General features: G+C 72.4%; 19 protein-coding genes. 12 read left to right on the top strand and 7 right to left on the bottom strand.

What is annotated here, in order from left to right; all coding sequences use genetic code 11:
- Positions 1 to 28 precede the first annotated feature (28 nt).
- The 3 genes from FHX45_RS03845 to FHX45_RS03835 are packed head-to-tail and all read right to left on the bottom strand — an operon-like array spanning position 29 to position 2218.
- Positions 29 to 847, bottom strand: coding sequence for an SDR family NAD(P)-dependent oxidoreductase (locus FHX45_RS03845; RefSeq protein WP_167096683.1), 819 nt, complete (start codon positions 845 to 847; stop codon positions 29 to 31).
- Positions 840 to 1316 (bottom strand): nuclear transport factor 2 family protein, encoded by a 477-nt coding sequence (locus FHX45_RS03840; protein WP_167096681.1) that lies wholly within the window; start codon positions 1314 to 1316, stop codon positions 840 to 842. The genes FHX45_RS03845 and FHX45_RS03840 overlap by 8 nt, the downstream gene beginning before the upstream one ends.
- Positions 1313 to 2218 carry an LLM class F420-dependent oxidoreductase gene (locus FHX45_RS03835; RefSeq protein ID WP_243868916.1) on the bottom strand — a complete coding sequence of 302 codons (906 nt, stop codon included), beginning with the start codon at positions 2216 to 2218 and terminating at the stop codon, positions 1313 to 1315. Before FHX45_RS03835 ends, FHX45_RS03840 begins: the two co-directional genes overlap by 4 nt.
- An 87-nt stretch (positions 2219 to 2305) precedes the next feature.
- On the opposite strand from FHX45_RS03835, the gene FHX45_RS03830 reads away from it, so the two are divergent.
- A complete protein-coding gene (locus FHX45_RS03830) occupies positions 2306 to 3055 on the top strand; it encodes an SDR family oxidoreductase (protein WP_341771343.1) in 750 nt (249 codons plus the stop codon).
- Positions 3056 to 3081: 26 nt separating this feature from the next.
- Positions 3082 to 3606 (top strand): nuclear transport factor 2 family protein, encoded by a 525-nt coding sequence (locus tag FHX45_RS03825; protein ID WP_167096677.1) that lies wholly within the window; start codon positions 3082 to 3084, stop codon positions 3604 to 3606.
- 21 nt (positions 3607 to 3627) lie between these two features.
- On the opposite strand, the gene FHX45_RS03820 is transcribed toward FHX45_RS03825, so the two are convergent.
- Positions 3628 to 5223: an AMP-binding protein gene (locus FHX45_RS03820; protein ID WP_167096675.1), complete on the bottom strand. Its 1596-nt coding sequence runs from the start codon at positions 5221 to 5223 to the stop codon at positions 3628 to 3630.
- Positions 5224 to 5430: 207 nt separating this feature from the next.
- On the opposite strand from FHX45_RS03820, the gene FHX45_RS03815 reads away from it, so the two are divergent.
- The 10 genes from FHX45_RS03815 to FHX45_RS28540 all read left to right on the top strand — a co-directional run bounded on the left by FHX45_RS03815 (position 5431) and on the right by FHX45_RS28540 (position 14123).
- Complete coding sequence (locus tag FHX45_RS03815) at positions 5431 to 6069, top strand: TetR/AcrR family transcriptional regulator (RefSeq protein ID WP_167096673.1); 639 nt, start codon at positions 5431 to 5433, stop codon at positions 6067 to 6069.
- A 465-nt stretch (positions 6070 to 6534) separates the two neighbouring features.
- A complete protein-coding gene (locus tag FHX45_RS03810) occupies positions 6535 to 7275 on the top strand; it encodes an SDR family NAD(P)-dependent oxidoreductase (protein ID WP_341771342.1) in 741 nt (246 codons plus the stop codon).
- A 12-nt stretch (positions 7276 to 7287) separates the two neighbouring features.
- Positions 7288 to 8244 carry an alpha/beta hydrolase gene (locus FHX45_RS03805; RefSeq protein WP_341771341.1) on the top strand — a complete coding sequence of 319 codons (957 nt, stop codon included), beginning with the start codon at positions 7288 to 7290 and terminating at the stop codon, positions 8242 to 8244.
- A complete protein-coding gene (locus tag FHX45_RS03800) occupies positions 8241 to 9854 on the top strand; it encodes a flavin-containing monooxygenase (RefSeq protein WP_167096669.1) in 1614 nt (537 codons plus the stop codon). Before FHX45_RS03805 ends, FHX45_RS03800 begins: the two co-directional genes overlap by 4 nt.
- A 140-nt stretch (positions 9855 to 9994) precedes the next feature.
- Positions 9995 to 10846, top strand: a complete 852-nt coding sequence (locus FHX45_RS03795; protein ID WP_167096667.1) for a CoA transferase subunit A — start codon at positions 9995 to 9997, stop codon at positions 10844 to 10846.
- On the top strand, positions 10843 to 11601 hold the full coding sequence (locus tag FHX45_RS03790) for a CoA-transferase subunit beta (RefSeq protein ID WP_167096665.1): 759 nt from the start codon (positions 10843 to 10845) through the stop codon (positions 11599 to 11601). Before FHX45_RS03795 ends, FHX45_RS03790 begins: the two co-directional genes overlap by 4 nt.
- Positions 11602 to 11609: 8 nt before the next feature.
- Positions 11610 to 12671: an NAD(P)H-dependent flavin oxidoreductase gene (locus tag FHX45_RS03785; RefSeq protein ID WP_208406442.1), complete on the top strand. Its 1062-nt coding sequence runs from the start codon at positions 11610 to 11612 to the stop codon at positions 12669 to 12671.
- An 8-nt stretch (positions 12672 to 12679) separates the two neighbouring features.
- Complete coding sequence (locus tag FHX45_RS03780) at positions 12680 to 13129, top strand: FAS1-like dehydratase domain-containing protein (protein ID WP_167096661.1); 450 nt, start codon at positions 12680 to 12682, stop codon at positions 13127 to 13129.
- On the top strand, positions 13126 to 13530 hold the full coding sequence (locus FHX45_RS03775; protein ID WP_167096659.1) for a MaoC/PaaZ C-terminal domain-containing protein: 405 nt from the start codon (positions 13126 to 13128) through the stop codon (positions 13528 to 13530). The genes FHX45_RS03780 and FHX45_RS03775 overlap by 4 nt, the downstream gene beginning before the upstream one ends.
- Positions 13527 to 14123 (top strand): TetR family transcriptional regulator, encoded by a 597-nt coding sequence (locus FHX45_RS28540; RefSeq protein ID WP_167096657.1) that lies wholly within the window; start codon positions 13527 to 13529, stop codon positions 14121 to 14123. Before FHX45_RS03775 ends, FHX45_RS28540 begins: the two co-directional genes overlap by 4 nt.
- Positions 14124 to 14176: 53 nt before the next feature.
- On the opposite strand, the gene FHX45_RS03765 is transcribed toward FHX45_RS28540, so the two are convergent.
- The 3 genes from FHX45_RS03765 to FHX45_RS03755 are packed head-to-tail and all read right to left on the bottom strand — an operon-like array spanning position 14177 to position 17162.
- On the bottom strand, positions 14177 to 15148 hold the full coding sequence (locus FHX45_RS03765; RefSeq protein WP_167096655.1) for an acyl-CoA dehydrogenase family protein: 972 nt from the start codon (positions 15146 to 15148) through the stop codon (positions 14177 to 14179).
- Complete coding sequence (locus tag FHX45_RS03760; RefSeq protein ID WP_167096653.1) at positions 15145 to 16296, bottom strand: acyl-CoA dehydrogenase family protein; 1152 nt, start codon at positions 16294 to 16296, stop codon at positions 15145 to 15147. Before FHX45_RS03760 ends, FHX45_RS03765 begins: the two co-directional genes overlap by 4 nt.
- The gene (locus FHX45_RS03755) at positions 16293 to 17162 is read right to left on the bottom strand and encodes an enoyl-CoA hydratase (RefSeq protein ID WP_167096651.1); all 870 of its coding nucleotides are present in this window, start codon (positions 17160 to 17162) and stop codon (positions 16293 to 16295) included. The genes FHX45_RS03760 and FHX45_RS03755 overlap by 4 nt, the downstream gene beginning before the upstream one ends.
- Positions 17163 to 17258: the final 96 nt, after the last annotated feature.

The raw sequence follows: 17258 nt of genomic DNA, 5'->3' as shown, positions 1-17258 counted from the left end.
CCCGGGGACCCCGGGACGCCACCTCCGGTCACGGCTTGCCGGGCAGGTTCGTCCACCCCTTGCCATCCGCGCGCCCGTACCAGCCGGACGCGGCCAGCGTGCCGCCGTCGACGGGCAGCGTGTGGCCGGTGATGAAGCGCGCCTCGTCGGAGGCGAGGAACCACACCGCCGCGGCGTAGTCGGCGGGATCGCCGAACCGGCCCATCGGCACCCACGACCGGATCAGGTCCGGGTCGCGGCCGCGCAGCATGGCCGCGGCGGGGGTCTGCGGCGTGTCGGCGAGGTCGGGGGCGATGGCGTTGACCCGCACACCGTGCCGCCCGGCCTCGACGGCGAGGCTGCGGGTGAACGCCACGACGCCGGCGTTGAACGCCGAGTACACGGCCTTGCCCGGGATGCCCCGGAACGCCTCCACGGTCGCGTTGTTCACGATCGCGCCGTGCCCCTGGCCGATCATCGCCGGAAGCAGCGCATGGGTCATCGTGAACACGTGGTGGAGGTTCAGCTCGTACAGGCGCCGCCACTGGTCAGGGGTGGACCGGTCGAAGGTCCACGCCACCGGGCGGAAATCACCGACGTTGTTGACCAGCACGTCGACCCGGCCGTCCGCCGCGTCGAGCGCGGTCTGCGCCGTGGCGGCCACGACCGCGTCCTCGGTGATGTCGCCGGGGACGACCACGCACCGCCCGCCCGCGGCCTCGATGTCGCGGCACGTGGCCCGCGCGGCGCCGGCGTCGATGTCGTTGAGCACGACGAGGTCACCGGCCGCGGCGAACCGGCGGCTGACGGCACCGCCGATGCCCAGCGCACCGCCCGTGACGACGCAGACCCGTGGCCGGTCAGGCATGGTCCCTCCGCGCTCGTTCCTGCCACCGGTCCGGGGTGTAGGTCTGGACCCAGTCCAGGTGCAGTTCCCGGCGGGTGAAGCGCCAGCCGTCGCCGGTCCGGCGGTAGCGGTCGAGGTAGCGCAAGTACCACGTGACGACCACCTGATCGCCCGCGGGGTCCGGGCCGAGGTGGTGGGCGACCGCGGCCACCCGCCCGGCCGCCTCGTCGGGGCCGCCGTCGAAGACCTCTCCTACCAGCGCGTGCTGGGTGCGGGCGAACGCCTCGACGGCGTGCAACGCCTCCGCGATCGCCGCCCGTCCGTCGCGGACGACGACGGGCCGCAGGTCGTCCGGCGGGGACGGGATCGCGAGCACGCCGTCCTCGGTGAACAGCGCGGCGGCCGCGGGGAAGTCCCGGTCGTCCACGGCCGCGGCGTACCGCGCGACGAGATCGGCGAGTTCGATCCGGTCCTCGGTGGTGAGCGTCATGACGCGAGCCCGAGCCGTTGCGCGCACGCGGACAGCTCGTCCCGCACGGCGGCGAGGTCGTCGCTGGGGGCCGGTTGCAGCACCAGCCGGTCCGCCCCCTGCGCTGCCAGCGCCCCGGCCTTCTCCGGGGTGACGGCCCGCACCGAGTGGCCGAGCGTCACCTCCAGGGCGTCCGGATCGCGGCCGGCCAGCTCGGCCTCGCGGCGCATGAGGTCGAGGAGTTCCCGCAGCCGCTCGCCGTCGACCCCGATCGGCTGCAGCCCGTCGCCGCGCCGTCCGGCGCGCCGCGCGGCGGCCCGGCTGTGCCCGCCGATGTGGATCGGGACGCCACCGGGGCGCGCCGGTTTCGGGTAGGTCATCGCACCGCGGAACGTGAAGAACTCCCCGTCGTGGTCGGCTCCGGTGGGGGAGCGGTCCGTCCACAACAGGCGCAGCACGTCGATCTGCTCGTCGGCGCGCCGCCCGCGGGCGCCGAACTCCGCACCGCAGGCCTCGATCTCCTCGCGCATCCAGCCGACACCCACGGACAGCCGCAGGCGCCCGCCGGAGAGCGCATCGATCGTCGCGGCGCGTTTGGCGAGCACGACGGGATGGTGGTTGGGGAGCACGAGGACGCCGGTCGCGAGCTCGACCCGGCTGGTGTGCGCGGCGAGGAACATCAGCAGGTCCAGCGGATCGGGGATGTCGCAGTCGTCGGCCAGCTCCATCTTCCCCGAGCTGTCGTAGGGGTAGACGCTGGAATACCGGTTCACCACCACGGTGTGCTCGACCGCGACGATCGAATCGAAGCCGCATTCCTCGACGTGCCGGGCGAACCCCGCCATCCACTCCGGACGCGCGGTCACCCCCGCCGCCACCGGCGCCATCACGGCGTACTCCATCAGAAAGACCTCCCAGGTCATCGACTCCTGACCGAACCTAGCATTTGTTTGGTTTTCCACGCTAGGATGGAGGTTGGTGACGAATCGAGCGGCAAGGGGGACGGGGAAGTGACGATCGAACTGGGCCTGTCGGGCAAGGTCGCCCTGGTGACGGGGGGTGCGCGCGGCGTGGGCGCCGGCATCGTCGAGACCTTCCGCGCCGCGGGCGCGGCCGTCGAGACGTGTGGCCGCAGCGACCGGGACGGGGTGCCCGGCTACACCCGGGTCGACGTCCGGGACGAACAGCAGATCGCCCGCTGGGTCGAGGAGGTCGCGGAGCGGCACGGGCACATCGACATCGTCGTCAACAACGCCGGTGGCGCCCCGTTCAGCGAGTTCGCCGGCGCCTCCACGCGGTTCCACCGCCGGATCGTCGAGCTGAACTTCCTCAGCGCGGCCTACGTCGCGCACGCCGTGCACCCGGTGATGTGCGAGCAGGACGAGGGCGGGGTCGTCCTCAACATCACCTCGATCAGCGCGCGCCGCGCGAGTCCCGGCACCGCCGTGTACGGTGCGGCGAAGGCGGCCCTGGAGAGCCTCACGCGCAGCCTCGCCGTCGAGTGGGCGCCGCGCGTGCGGGTCAACGCGGTCAGCGCCGGGCTCGTCGCGACCCCCGGTGCGACCGATCACTACGGCGACGCCGAGCAGGCCGCGCGCATCGCCGCCACCATCCCGCGCGGAGTCTTCGCCACGCCCGCCGACGTCGGGCAGGCGTGCCTCCTGCTCGCCACCGACCTCGCCGCGCACATCACCGGTGCGGTGCTCAACGTCGACGGCGGGGGCGAGTGGCCCGCCTTCCTGCAGCACGCACCGAGATGAGGGACCGGGATGAGGGGAGAGCGCGCGTGTCCGTCGCCGACCGGCTCGACCGCCTGGAATCGATCGAGGAGATCCGCCGGCTCGTGAGCACCTACGCGCTCGCGCTGGACTCCCGCGACGTCGATCGCCTCGTGTCGCTGTTCGTCCCCGACGTGCGCGTCGCCGGCGGGGGCACCGGCCGGGAGGCGCTCGCCGCCTGGTTCGGCCCGGTGCTGCGCCCGTACGGGATCACGTTCCACCTGATCGGCAACCACGTCATCGAGTTCACCGGCGCCGACCACGCCACGGGTGTGGTGTACTGCCGTCCGGAGCACGAGGTGGGCGACGAGTGGATCGTCATGCCGATGCAGTACTGGGACCGCTACGAGCGCACGCCGGAGGGATGGCGGTTCCGCAGTCGCACGGTGCAGCCCTTCTACGCGGCCGACGTGCGGCACGGACCGAAGGACGCCGGGGGCCGGTTCCACTTCCCGGGGAACCCGCTGGTCGACTCCGCCACGCTGCCGGAGAAGTGGCGGTCGTGGCAGGAGTTCTGGGCCGGCGGCGCCTGACGTCGCCGGCCCGCGACCGCCTCACGCCCGGGAGATGGCGCGCAGTTCGGTCTTGAGGATCTTGCCGCTGGCGTTCTTCGGCAGCTCCGCGCGCACCACGATCTCGCGCGGCACCTTGAAGTTCGCCAGCCGGGCGCGGCAGTACTCGATCAGCTCCGCCACGCTCGGTGTGGCGTCCCGGCGCGGCACGACGAACGCGAGCGCCACCGACCCCATCCGCGGGTCGGGTTTCGCGACGACGGCCGATTCCGACACGTCCGGGTGAGACGCGAGCACGTTCTCCACCTCCGCCGGGTAGACGTTGAACCCGCCGACGGTGAACATGTCCTTGATCCGGTCGGTGATCTGGAGGCATCCGTGCTCGTCGACCCTGCCGACGTCGCCGCTGTGGAACCAGCCGCCGGCGTCGATCGCCGCGGCCGTGGCGCGCTCGTCCTCGAAGTAGCCCAGCATGACGTTGCGACCACGGATGAGGATCTCGCCCTCCTCGCCGGCCGGCACCTCGCGGCCGTCGGGGCCGGCGATGCGCACCTCCATGCCCTCGACCGGTGGGCCGGTGGTCTCGGCGAGGTGCTCCGGGTCCTCGTCCGGCCGGGACTGCGTGACGACGACGGCCTCGGTCAGGCCGTACGCCTGGCTCACCGAGTCGAACCCCAGCTCCTCGCGCATCCGCCGGAACAGCGATCGCGGTACGGTCGCCGCGCCGGCGACCGAGTACCGCAGCGACGAGGTGTCGTACCGGTGCAGCCGCGGGTGGTTGAGCAGCGACGTGAACAGTGTCGGCGGGCCCGGGAGCACGGAGATCCGCTCGGCCTGGATGAGCTCCAGCAGTGCGTCGGCGTCGAACGCGGGGACCGGGTAGATCGTGGTGCCCGCGGTGAGCGAGGCGACCATGCCCGCCTTGTAGCCGAAGCCGTGGAAGAGCGGGTTGACGACGGCGTAGCGGTCGCCGGTGCCCAGTCCGGCGCGCTCGGCCCAGATCCGGGCGACGTCGATCGTCTGCCGGTGCGCGCTCAGCACCCCCTTCGGCACCCCGGTGGTGCCCGAGGTGAACATGATGTCGCAGATGTCGTCCGGTGTGACGGCCGCCACCATGGCCGCGAACCGGTCCTGGTCGACGCCCCGTCCGCCCTCGGTGAAACCGGCCCAGGACAGCACGTCCCCGTCGGAGGTCCCGGCGCCCAGGTCGACCACGGTGTGCAGGTGCGGCAGGCCGGGCACCGGGCCCCGTCCGGCGGGCCCCGGCAGCTCGGCGGCGGCCGCGCGGAGCATGCCCAGGAAGTCGGTGCCGAGGAAGCCGCCGGCGAGCACGAGTGTGGCGGCGCGCGAGCGGGCGAGGATCGTCGCGGCCTCGTGACCCCGGTACCGGCTGTTCAAGGGCACGACCGCGGCGCCGATGGTCTGCGCGCCGAGGACGGCCAGCACGAATTCCAGCCGGTTCGGGGCCCAGACCGCGGCCCGGTCGCCCCGGCGCAGCCCGCGAACCGCGTACGCGCGAGCCGTGTCGGTCACCTGCTCGGCCAGCTGCGCGTAGGTGATCCGGACATTTCCGTCGACGACCGCCGGCTGATCGGGATGCCTGCGCGCCACCTCGGCGACGAGGCGGGGGATGGTCATCGGGACGTCCACCGTACCCACAGCTCTCCTCCAAAACGACCAAGTGCTTGCTAGGTATACTAACGGCGGGGGTGCGGCGGGGCCAGACCCAAAACCGCCGGGGCGGTCCCGCGGGGCAGGTCGGGCCAGCCGTGCGGGCCCGACTGTGGCAAACTTCGGAAAACCAATCGCTTGGTGTGGAGTTCGCGACTGCGGGAGGGAAGCGAGATGGCGACGAGGACCCGTCGGGGCAGCGTCAAACGTGCGGCGGGCCCGGCCGGCGGCAGCAGCGGCTCGGACCGCCGGGACGAACTGCTCGGCATCGCCGCGGCGCTGTTCGCCACGCGCGGGTACGCCGAGACCACGGTCCGCGACATCGCGGACGAGGCCGGCATTCTCTCCGGCAGCCTCTACCACCACTTCAGCTCCAAGGAGGCGATGCTCGACGAGATCCTGCGCGGGTTCCTCACCGACCTGCTCGACCGGTTCAACCGGATCGAGCGGGAGTTCGAGGACCCCCGCCAGGCCCTCGACGAGCTGATCGCGGCCTCGTTCCAGTCGATCTCGACCACCCCGCATGCCGTCGCGCTCTACCAGAACCAAGTGGACACGCTGTTGCGGCAGCCGGGCTTCGAGTACGTCGGCGAGTGCAGCCGCCAGGTCGAAAAGGCGTGGCTGCGCGTGCTGCTCGCCGGCCAGAAGGCCGGGGTGTTCCGCGAGGACGTCGACATGAACCTGATGTACCGGTTCATCCGCGACACCGTGTGGTCCACGGTGCGCTGGTACCGCCCCCGGGGCAAGTACAAGCCGGAGGCGGTGGCCAAGCAGTACCTCGACGTCCTCTACGGCGGTCTGCTCACGAGTTAGCCGCGACCTCCTGGTCCCGGCTTCCTGCGGGATGCAGAGTCTCGTAGATCGTCCCTCCGCGTCGTGGTCCAGCACCGCCAGGTCGGTGTTCACCACTGCGCGGTCGTGCAAGAGCTTCACCGGGGGCCGCGGCACCCAGTAGTCCGCGCGACGCTTCACCGTGTTTGCCGGGCGCGCCGATCAGCCGGCGCTCCGGCCGTCGCCAGCCGCCCATGGGCGAGATGTGCCGGCAGCCGAACCGGTCGAGCCTGCGCCCCCCATCGTGCCGTGCCGGCGGCCGCTCACGACGACGGCGAAGATCCGCCCGCACTTCAGCCCCTGCCGGCCATGCCGCAGATCGTATCGAACTGAGCAAGCAATTGCTAGGTAGACCGGTCGCGGGCCCTCGCTCCGCGGCCCGCGACCGTGTATCGTCTCCACACCAAGCGCTTGCTCGACATTCGGTACGACCCGAGGATGTGGAACGTGACGGAGCAGCTGGTGGATTTGCGGGACAAGGTCGTGCTCGTCACCGGGGCCGCCCAGGGACAGGGCGCCGAGCACGCCAGGACCATGGCTCGCCTGGGTGCGCACGTCGTCCTGGCCGACCTGGACGAGAACGCGGTCGCGGCCGTCGCGGCCGAACTCGGCGCGCAGACGCTCGCACTGGCGCTCGACGTGAGCAGCAGGTCCGCGTGGGCCGAGGCCGTGCGCCGCACCGGGGCCGAGTTCGGCCGCCTCGACGTGCTCGTCAACAACGCGGGCTATTACCGCAAGGCGCCGCTTGCGACGATGGAGGAGGCATATCTAACCCGGACTCTTGGCGTCAACCTCGTCGGCCCGATCCTCGGCATGCAGGCGGTGCTGCCGCTCATGCGCGAGCGCGGTGGGTCGATCGTCAACATCGCCTCCACCGCGGCCGTCATGGGCTTCGGCGGCGGGCTCGGGTACAGCGCCTCGAAATGGGGACTGCGCGGCGCCAGCCGGTCGGCCGCCAAGGAGCTCGGCGAGTTCGGCATCCGCGTCAACTGCGTGTGCCCCGGCGCGATCGACACGGCGATGATCTCCGAGCGCACCCGCTCCGGTCTCGGTGCCGTCGCCGGCCAGCCGATCCCGCGCGTCGGCACGCCCGCGGAGGTCGCCGCGCTCGTCGCGTTCCTCGCCAGCGACGCGTCGAGCTACTGCACCGGCCAGGAGTTCGTGATCGACGGCGGCCAAACCGCCTGAGGGAGGAGCAACGTGTTCGATGCGGAGGTCTCCGCGGTCATCCAGGCCCTCGACACCGGGTTCCCGCCCATCGAGGAGATGACCGGCGCGCAGGCACGCGCTGCGATCGCCGCGCGGCGCCAGCCGGTGCGCAACCTCGACGACGTGGCCCGCACCGAGGACCGCGTGCTCGCCGGGCCGGGTGGTGACCTGCCGGTGCGCGTGTACTTCCCGCACCACGCCGGTGACGAGCCCCGGCCGGTCGTCGTGTTCTGCCACGGCGGCGGGTTCGTGTTCTGCGACATCGAGTCGCACGACGGGTTCTGCCGGGAGATGTCCGCCGGCACCGGGGCCGTGGTGGTGTCGGTGGACTACCGGCTGGCGCCGGAGCACAAGGCGCCGGCGGCCGCGGACGACGCGTGCGCGGCGTTTCGCTGGGCCGCCGCGCACGCCGCCGAGCTGGGCGGTGATCCGGCGCGGGTGTTCGTCGCCGGGGACAGCGCGGGCGGCAACCTCGCCGCGGTCGCGTGCCTCACCGCCCGCGACGAGGGCGGTCCCGCGGTGGCCGGGCAGGTGCTGATCTACCCGGTGCTCGACCCGTCCTGCGACACCGAGAGCTACCACCGCTACGCCACCGGCTTCGGCAACACCAAGGCCCACATGGAGTGGTACTGGCGGCAGTACCTGCCCGGCGACGGCATCCCCGAGCCGAGGCACCGGATCGTGCCCTCCGCCGCGGACACCCTGCGCGGCCTCCCGCCCGCGATCGTGGTCACCGCGGGCCTCGACCCGCTCGCCAGCGAGGGCCGGGCGTACGCGGGCGCGCTCGCGCGCGACGGTGTGCCGGTGACCCACCGGCACTACCCGGGCCTGTTCCACGGCTTCCTCACCATCGCGACCCTCCAGGCCGCCCGGTCGGCCCGTGCCCTGCTGTGGCACGACCTGCGGGACCGGATGCACGCCCCCACAGCACAAGGAGCAGTGTCTTGACCAGCAACACCCCCCATCCGGTGCGCGACGTCCTGATCGTCGGCGCCGGGTTCGCCGGCCTCTACGCGGTGCACGCCTTCCGCCGCGCCGGGCTCGACGTCGTGTGCCTCGAAGCCGGTTCCGACGTCGGCGGCACCTGGTACTTCAACCGTTACCCGGGTGCCCGCTGCGACGTGGAGAGCATCGACTACTCGTACTCCTTCGACGAGGACCTCCAGAACGAGTGGGTGTGGAGCGAGCGGTACGCGACCCAGCCCGAGATCCTCGCCTACATCCACCACGTCGCCGACCGGTTCGACCTGCGCCGGCACGTCCTGCTGGAGCGCCGGGTCACCGCCGCCCGCTTCGACGAGCACGCATCGCGGTGGACGGTGCGCACGGCGGGCGGGGAGGAGCACCGCGCGCGGTACCTGCTCTTCGCGACCGGTTCGCTGTCGGCGCCCAACCGGCCCGACATCCCCGGTGCGGACGAATTCGCCGGTGAAACCTACTTCACCGCACGCTGGCCGGAGCCCGGCCCGTCGCTGGCCGGCAAGCGGGTCGGCGTCATCGGCACCGGCTCGTCGGCGATCCAGTCGGTGCCGATCCTCGCGCGTGAGGCGGACTCGCTGACGGTGTTCCAGCGCACCGCGAACTACAGCGTGCCCGCGCTGAACCGGCCGCTCACCGAGGCGGATCAGCGGCGCATCCGCGCCGAGTACCCGGCTCGTCGCGCCAAGGCGCGCGCGAGCGGCGGCGGGTCGCCGCACGAGTCCTACCCGAAGCGGGCCGTGGAATGCACCCCGGAGGAACGGGAAGCCGCGCTGGAGGCCGGCTGGCGCAACGGCGGTGTGCTGTTCGGCAAGACGTTCCCCGACCAGTTCACCGACATCACCGCCAACGACTACGCGCGCGAGTTCGCCGAGCGCAAGATCCGGGAGATCGTGCGGGACCCGGTGACCGCGCGGGATCTCATCCCGACCGACCACCCGATCGGCACCAAGCGGATCTGCACCGACTCCGGGTACTTCGAGACGTTCAACAAGGACACGGTCGCGCTGGTCAACCTGCGGCGTGAGCCGATCACCCGGATCACCCCGCGGGGCGTGGAGACGACGGCCGCGCTGTACGAGCTCGACGTGCTCGTCTACGCCACCGGGTTCGACGCGATGACCGGTGCGCTGACCCGGATCGACATCAGCGGTGCGCGCGGGAGGAGCATCACCGAGGCGTGGGCGGACGGCCCGGTCACCTACCTCGGCGTGCAGATCCCCGGGTTCCCGAACCTGTTCACGGTCAACGGCCCGGGTGCGCCGTCGGTGCTGTCGAACATGGTGCTCACGGCCGAGCAGCAGGTCGACTGGCTGGTCGACCTGGTCCGGCACGCCGACGGCACCGGCGCGACCCAGGTCGAGGTGCGTGACGACGCCGCCGTGAAGTGGACCGACCACGTGCAGCAGGCCGCGGACGCCACGCTGTTCCCGCGCGCGAACTCCTGGTACCTCGGTGCGAACATCCCCGGCAAACCGCGCCGGTTCATGCCCTACGTCGCCGGGCTGGGTGCCTACCGGCAGCGGTGCGAGGAGGTCCGCGAGGACGGCTACGAGGGGTTCGTGTTCACCACCCGCTGACGCCGGGTGCGCCCCGGCGGTTCCGCTGTCCAGACCAAGCGCTCGCTTGGATCAAGTGTTGACGGCCGTCACCCGATGTCTAGAATCAAGCAAGCGCTTGGTGCAATTCGCATGGTGGCCGAGGAATCAGGAGTTCGTGGATGACGGGTAAACAGATGTCTGCGCGCGAGGTGGTCGGCCGGCTTCGGTCCGGCATGACCATCGGAATTGGCGGCTGGGCCGTCCGGCGCAAGCCGATGGCACTGGTGCGGGAGATCCTCCGGTCCGACCTCACCGATCTCACGATCGTGTCCTACGGCGGGCCCGACGTGGGGTTGCTGTGTGCCGCGGGCAAGGTCCGCAAGCTGGTCTTCGGGTTCGTGACGCTGGACTCGGTCCCGCTCGACCCGCATTTCCGCGCCGCGCGGCAGCGTGGCGAGATCGAGGTCGCCGAGTACGACGAGGGCATGCTCCAGTGGGGCCTCTACGCCGCCGGCCTCCGGCTGCCGTTCCTGCCCACCCGCGCGGGCCTCGGGTCGTCGGTGTCGTCGGGCAACCCCGAGCTGCGCACGGTCGCCGACCCCTACGGCAGCGGGGACGAGCTGATCGCGATGCCGGCGATCCCGCTCGACGCCGCGCTCGTCCACATGAACCGCGCCGACGTCCACGGCAACGCGCAGTTCCTCGGTCCCGACCCGTACTTCGACGACCTGTTCTGCCTTGCCGCCGAGCAGGCGTTCGTCTCCTGCGAGCGGATCGTGCCCACCGCGGAGCTGACCGCGCAGGCCCACCCGGCGACGCTCGTGCTCAAGCGGCTCGTGGTGGACGGCGTGGTCGAGGCGCCGGGCGGCGCGCACTTCACCTCGTGCGTCCCCGACTACGACGTGGACACGCAGGCACTGCACGACTACGCCGCCTCCGCCGCCTCACCCGAGGCCTGGGCGGAGTTCCGGCGGGAGTACCTCTCGGGCGGCGCAGAGCACGCCCGCGACGCGGAAGCGAGGACGGCATGACGGACGCGACGAGAGCCGAGGTGTGCGTCATCGCGTGCGCGGAGGCGTTCCGGGGCGACGGGGAGATCCTGGCGAGCGCCTTCGGCACGATCCCGGCGATCGGGGTGCGGCTCGCGCGCGCCACCTTCGCGCCGGACCTGCTGCTCACCGACGGCGAAGCGCAGCTCATGCGCGGCACGTGGGCGGTCGACGCCCCGGCCGATGGCGTCGTCGAGGGCTGGTCGCCGTTCCGGCGGATCTTCGACCTGGTGTGGCACGGGAAACGGCACGCGATGATGATCCCCGTCCAGATCGACCGGTACGGCAACACGAACATCTCCGCCCTCGGCGACCACGCGCGGCCGAAGGTGCAGCTCATCGGGGTGCGCGGCGCTCCGGGCAACACCGTCACGCACCCGGTGAGCTACTGGGTCCCCAAGCACGCCCCGCGCGCGTTCGTGCCCCGGGTCGACCTCGTGTCGGGCGTCGGGCACGACTCGGCCGCGGCCGCCGGGACCGGCGCGCGCCGGTACCACGACCTGCGGCGGGTGGTGACGAACCTCGCGGTGTTCGACTTCGCGCCCGAGGGCGGGGCGATGCGGCTGCGGTCGGTCCACCCCGGCGTCACGGTGGACGAGGTGCGCGCCGCGACCGGGTTCCCGCTCGTGATCGAGGGCGAGGTGCCCGAGACGCGGTTGCCCACCGAGGAGGAACTGCGGCTGATCCGTGACGTGCTCGACCCCCGCGGCCGGCGCGACGAGGAGGTGCCGGCGTGACCCCGAAGCTGCGCACCCGCGCGACCGAGCTGTTCGGCGTCGAGCACCCGATCGTGCAGACCGGCATGGGGTACGTCTCCGACGCGGGCCTGACGGCCGCCACCGCGGCCGCGGGCGGGCTCGGCATCCTGTCGGCCGGGCTGCTGTCCTACGCGGAGCTCTCCGCCGCGATCGACGCCGTGCGGGAACGCACCGATCGGCCCTTCGGGGTCAACGTCCGGGCCGACCAGCCGGACGTCGTGCAGCGCATCGACCTGATGGCACGCAAGGGCGTCAAGGTCGCCTCGTTCGCACTCGCGCCGAAACCGGAGCTGATCGCCCGGTGCAAGGACGCCGGGCTGGTCGTGGTCCCGTCGATCGGGGCGCGGCGGCACGCCGAAAAGGTTGCCGCGTGGGGCGCCGACGCGGTGATCGTGCAGGGCGGCGAGGGCGGCGGGCACACCGGTGGGGTGCCGACGAGCCTGCTGCTGCCGCAGGTGTGCGACGCGGTGGACATCGTGGTGATCGGGGCGGGCGGCTTCTTCGACGGCCGCGGACTGGTGTCGGCGCTGGCCTACGGCGCGGACGGCATCGCCATGGGCACGCGCTTCCTGCTGACGAAGGACTCGCCGGTCGCGCAGGCGGTCAAGGAGGTCTACCTCGGCAAGACCGTCGACGACACGGTGCTCACCACCCAGATCGACGGCGTGCCGCAACGGGTTCTGCGCGGGCGGACCATCGAGGCGCTCGAACGCACCAGCGGGCCCGGCCGGCTGCTGCGCGCGGCCCGCAACGCCGTCGCGTTCCGGAAGATGTCCGGCACGCCCTACCTCGACATGGTCCGCGAGGGCCTGGCGATGCGGAAGGCGCACGGACTGTCCTGGAGCCAGGTGGTGATGGCGGCCAACGCGCCGATGCTCTACCGGACCGCGCTGCTGGAGGGCAGGCACGACGTCGGCGTGATGGCCACCGGCCAGGTTGTCGGCCTGATCGACGATCTGCCCAGCACCGCCGAACTGATCGACCGGATCATGACGCAGGCCGGCGAGGTGCTGCGGAACCTGCCGGGCACGCACCCCGGCGAGGCGTGAGGAGAAACATGGCCAATCCAGCAGCCGTGGGACACGAGGGCGAGCCCTTCCGGCTCGACGTCGAACGCGGCAAGATCCGCGAGTTCGCTCGCGCCACCGGGAGCTCGAACCCGGCCTACCTCGACGCCGAGCGGCCACCGGTCCCGCCGACGTTCCTCACCACGCAGTTCTTCTGGCAGGACGGCGGGGCCGATGCGTGGCAGCGGGTCGAGCTCAACCAGCAGCGCGGCATGCACGCCGAGCAGGAGTACGTGTTCCACGGGCAGCCGCCCGTGGCCGGCACGTCGTTGCGGTGCCGGTCGAAGATCACCGAAATGTACGAGAAGCGGGGCAGGCGCGGCGGCGTGATGACGTTCGTCGTCATGGTCACCGAGTTCCGCGACGAGACCGGGCGGCTCGTCGCGGAGGCGAAGATGACCGGCGTCGAGACCGGCCGCACCCCGGGGGAGACGTCGTGACCCAGCCCGTCCTCACGGTGCCGGAACCGCTGGTCCGCGGACCGCTGACCCGCACCGACATCGTGCGTTACCAGGGCGCTTCCGGTGACATGAACCCGATCCACCACGACGAGGGCTTCGCCCGCGCGGCCGGGTTCACCGAGCCGTTCGCGGTCGGCATGTTCCCGGCCGGGCTGCTCGCCACCTGGGCGACCGACTGGCTCGGCGCGGAGAACGTGCGCCGCTACCGGGTCCGCTTCCGGGAACAGGTGTGGGCCGGGGACACGCTCACCTGCTCGGGCAGCGTGGCCCGCACCTACGAGGTGGACGGCGTGTGGCACGTCGACCTGGACCTGGTGTGCACCCGGCAGACCGGGGGCGTCGCGGTCCAGGCGTGGGCGACGTTCGTCCTGCCGCGGTGAGGGGCCCGACGGTGGCCGGGCAGGAGCGCCGGACCGAGATCCTCCGGCGGGCGGCGCCGCTGTTCGCGCAGAAGGGGATCAGCGGCTGCACCGTGCGCGACATCGCGGAGGTCGCCGGGATCCTGTCGGGGAGCCTGTACCACTACTTCGATTCCAAGGACACGATGGTGTCCGAGATCGTGTCCGCGTACCTGCGGTCGCTCCTCGAGCGGTACGAGGTCACGATGGCTTCCGCCGTGGACGGCCGGGCGCGGTTGCACGCGCTGATCCTGGACTCGCTCGAGGCGTCGCGGGACCATCCCCACGCGAGCGAGATCTACCAGGGCAACCGCGGATATTTCGCCGCGCACGAGCAGTGCTCACCGACCCGGGAACTCGCGACGCGGATCTTCGAGACGTGGCAGCAGGCCATCACGCTCGGGGTCGAGGAGGGCGCGTTCCGGCGGGACGTGAACCCGCGCGTCTTCCACCGGTTCCTCCGCGACGCCGTGTTCCTCGCGCCCCGCTGGTTCCACCCGTCGGAGGCGTACGGGATCGAACAGCTCGCCGCCGACACCGCGCGCGTGTTCCTGGACGGGTTCACCGCGCCCTGACGCCCGGCCCGTGACCGGCGCCCGCCGCGCGGGCGGGCGCCGGTCCGCCGGTGTCAGGCCGTGCCCAGCGCCGCCAGCACCCGCGTCCGGTGCACGGACGGCGTACCCCACGCGGAGACGAGCGCGCGGACCTTCGTGATCCACAGGCCGAGGTCGTGTTCGAGTGTGTAGCCGATCGCGCCGTGGACCTGGAGGGCGGTGCGCGCCGCGCGGTAGGCGGCATCCGCCGCGGCGACCTTCGCCGCCGAGGTGTCCCGCGCGGAATCGGCCGAGCCCAGCGACAGCGCGGCGCCGTACAGCAGCGGCCGCGCGAAGTCGAGGCCGACGCGGACGTCGGCCAGTGCGTGCTTGAGTGCCTGGAACTCGCCGATCGCCCGGCCGAACTGCCGGCGCGTCTTCGCGTACTCCACCGCCTCGGCCAGCAGGCGTTCCCCCGCGCCCAGCAGTTGCGCGGAGCACGCGAGCGCCGCCGCGTCGAACGCGGCGGCCACGGTGTCCTCCGGCAGGGTCGCCAGGTGCTCGGCGGCGGTGACGGGGAACAGGCGGCGTGCCGTGTCGACCGAGCGGTGCAGTGCCCCGGCGGTCGCGGTGCACAGCGTGCCCCCGTCGAGGAGGAGCACGAGATCGGCGATGTCGGCGTCCAGGGCGTAGGGCGTGTGCGGCGGCGCGGCGAGCGTCACGACCAGCTCGCCCGAAGCCAGCCGCTCGAGCGCGCCCGGGTCGACCGCGGCCAGCACCACGGGGGCCACGACGATCGACTCGACGTGCGGGCCGGGCACGAGGTGGCGGCCCAGCTGCTCGAACGCCACCACCACGTCCACCGGGGTCGCGCCGAGCCCGCCCGCGTCCTCCGGCACGCACAGCCCGTGCACCCCCAGGTCCGCGAGCCGCGTCCACAGCTTCCGGCCGGCCGCGTGGTCGCCCTCGCCCCACGCGCGGGCCGCCGCGGGCACGTCGGCCGCGCCGAGGAGGTCGTCCAGCGACTTCGCGAAGTCGCGCTGCTCGTCGTTCAGGGCGAACTTCACCGGCCCCGGCCTCCCTTCGGCAGGCCGAGCAGGCGCTCGGCCACGATGTTGCGCTGGATCTCGTTGGTGCCCGCGTAGATCGGGCCGGACAGCGAGAACAGGTACCCGTCCAGCCACGGCTCGTCCCGCAACTCCGACTCGGGGCCGAGCAGGTCGAGCGCCACCTCGTGCAACCCCACGTCGAGCTGCGACCAGAACAGCTTGTTGACGCTGCCGTGCGCGCCGACGTCCCCTCCGGCCGCCAGCCGGGTCACGGTGCCCCACGTGTACAGCCGGTAGGCCTGCGCCGCGAGCCAGGCATCGACCACGCGGTCGCGCAGGTGCGGGTGCCCGGCACCCCGCTCCCGCCACAGCGCCAGCAACCGGTCGGCGGCGGCGCAGAACCGGCCGGGCGAGCGCAGCGACAGACCGCGTTCGTTGCCCGCGGTGCTCATCGCGACCCGCCAGCCGTCTCCGGGCGCGCCGAGCACGTCCGCGTCGGGCACGAACACGTCGTCGAAGAACAGCTCAGCGAACCCGGGGTGCCCGTCGAGCTGGGCAATGGGCCGGATGCTCAGGCCCTCGGCGTCGAGCGGGAACAGGAAGTACGTCAGGCCGCGGTGCCGTTCGGCCGTGGGATCGGACCGGAACAGCCCGAACGCCCGGTCGGCGAACGCGGCGCGCGAGCTCCACGTCTTCTGCCCGTTGAGCAGCCAGCCGCCGCGGGCCTCGTCCCGGGTGGCGGTGCTGCGGATCGACGCGAGGTCGCTGCCCGCCTCCGGCTCCGACCACGCCTGCGCCCAGATCTCGGTGCCGTCCGCCATCGCGGGCAGGTACCGGTCCTGCTGCTCGGGTGTGCCGTGTTCGAAGATGATGGGCGCGAGCAGCGAGATGCCGTTCTGGGCGGCCCGCACGGGCGCGCCACTGCGGTAGTACTCCTCCTCGAACAGCACCCACTCGACCATCGAGGCGTCCCGGCCGTGGTACTTCTCCGGCCAGGCCACGACCGACCAGCGTGCCGCGGCGAGGGTGGCCTCCCACTCGCGGCGGGCGGCGAACCCCTCGGCGGTGTCCAGCGGTGGCATCGGCCCGGCCGGGACGTGCTCGCGGAGCCATTCCCGTGCCTCGTCGCGAAACGCCAGTTCGCCTTCGGTGAAGTCGAGGTTCACGCCGCCCCGCCTCCGGGCCGGGCACCCGAGCGCATCGCGCGGGCGTCCATGCCGGCCAGCGAGTCGCCGCCGACCTCCGCGTTGTGCGCGTGGGCGGCGTGGTGCAACCCGAACACCGAGTCCATGCCGGCGCGCATGCCCTGCAGGTCCTCGGCCTGGTTGACCGCTCGCTTGGTCAGCGCGAGCCCGAAGGCGGGCATCGCGCTGATGCGCGCCGCCAGGGCCAGGGTGTGCGATTCCAGCTCGGCGCGTTCCACGACGTGGTTGACCATGCCCAGCTCGTACGCCCGGCGGGCCGGCATCCGGTCGCCGGTGTAGAGGAATTCCTTGGCCGCGCGGGGGTTCAGCACCCACGGGTGCGCGAAGTACTCCACGCCCGGGATGCCCATCCGCACCACGGGGTCGGCGAAGAACGCGTCGTCGGAGGCCACGATGAAATCGCACGACCACGCGAGCATGAGCCCGCCGGCGATGCACGCGCCCTGCACCATGGCGATCATCGGCTTCGGGATCTCCCGCCACCGGCGGCACATGCCGAGGTAGACCTCGGACTCGCGGGCGAACCGCCGGTCCACGCCCGCCCGGCCGGTGTGGTCCCACCAGATCACGGCCTTGCGCTCGAAGCTTTCGTCGGCGTCCCGGTCCGGGGTACCGATGTCGTGCCCGGCGCAGAAGTGCCGTCCGCTGCCGGCCAGCACGATCACCTTGACCTCGTCGTCGTCGACCGCTCGGGTGAACGCCGCGTCGAGCGCGTAGGTCATCTTCGAGTTCTGCGCGTTGCGGTACTCCGGGCGGTTGAGGGTCACGAGGGCGACCGCATCCCGGCGCTCGTAGGTGACCACCGGCTCATCCGGTGTGCTCGGCATGCCTCTCCACATCCTCTCCCTAACAAATGCTTGGTTTGGTACTGTACGGGAGCCCGCCGATGCTTGGCCAGATCCCGCGGCCGGCCGGCCCGAGGA

Origin of the sequence: Amycolatopsis granulosa (assembly GCF_011758745.1) — a bacterium.
GTDB classification, from domain to species: domain Bacteria; phylum Actinomycetota; class Actinomycetes; order Mycobacteriales; family Pseudonocardiaceae; genus Amycolatopsis_E; species Amycolatopsis_E granulosa.
This window is presented reverse-complemented; position numbering and strand designations above follow the sequence as displayed.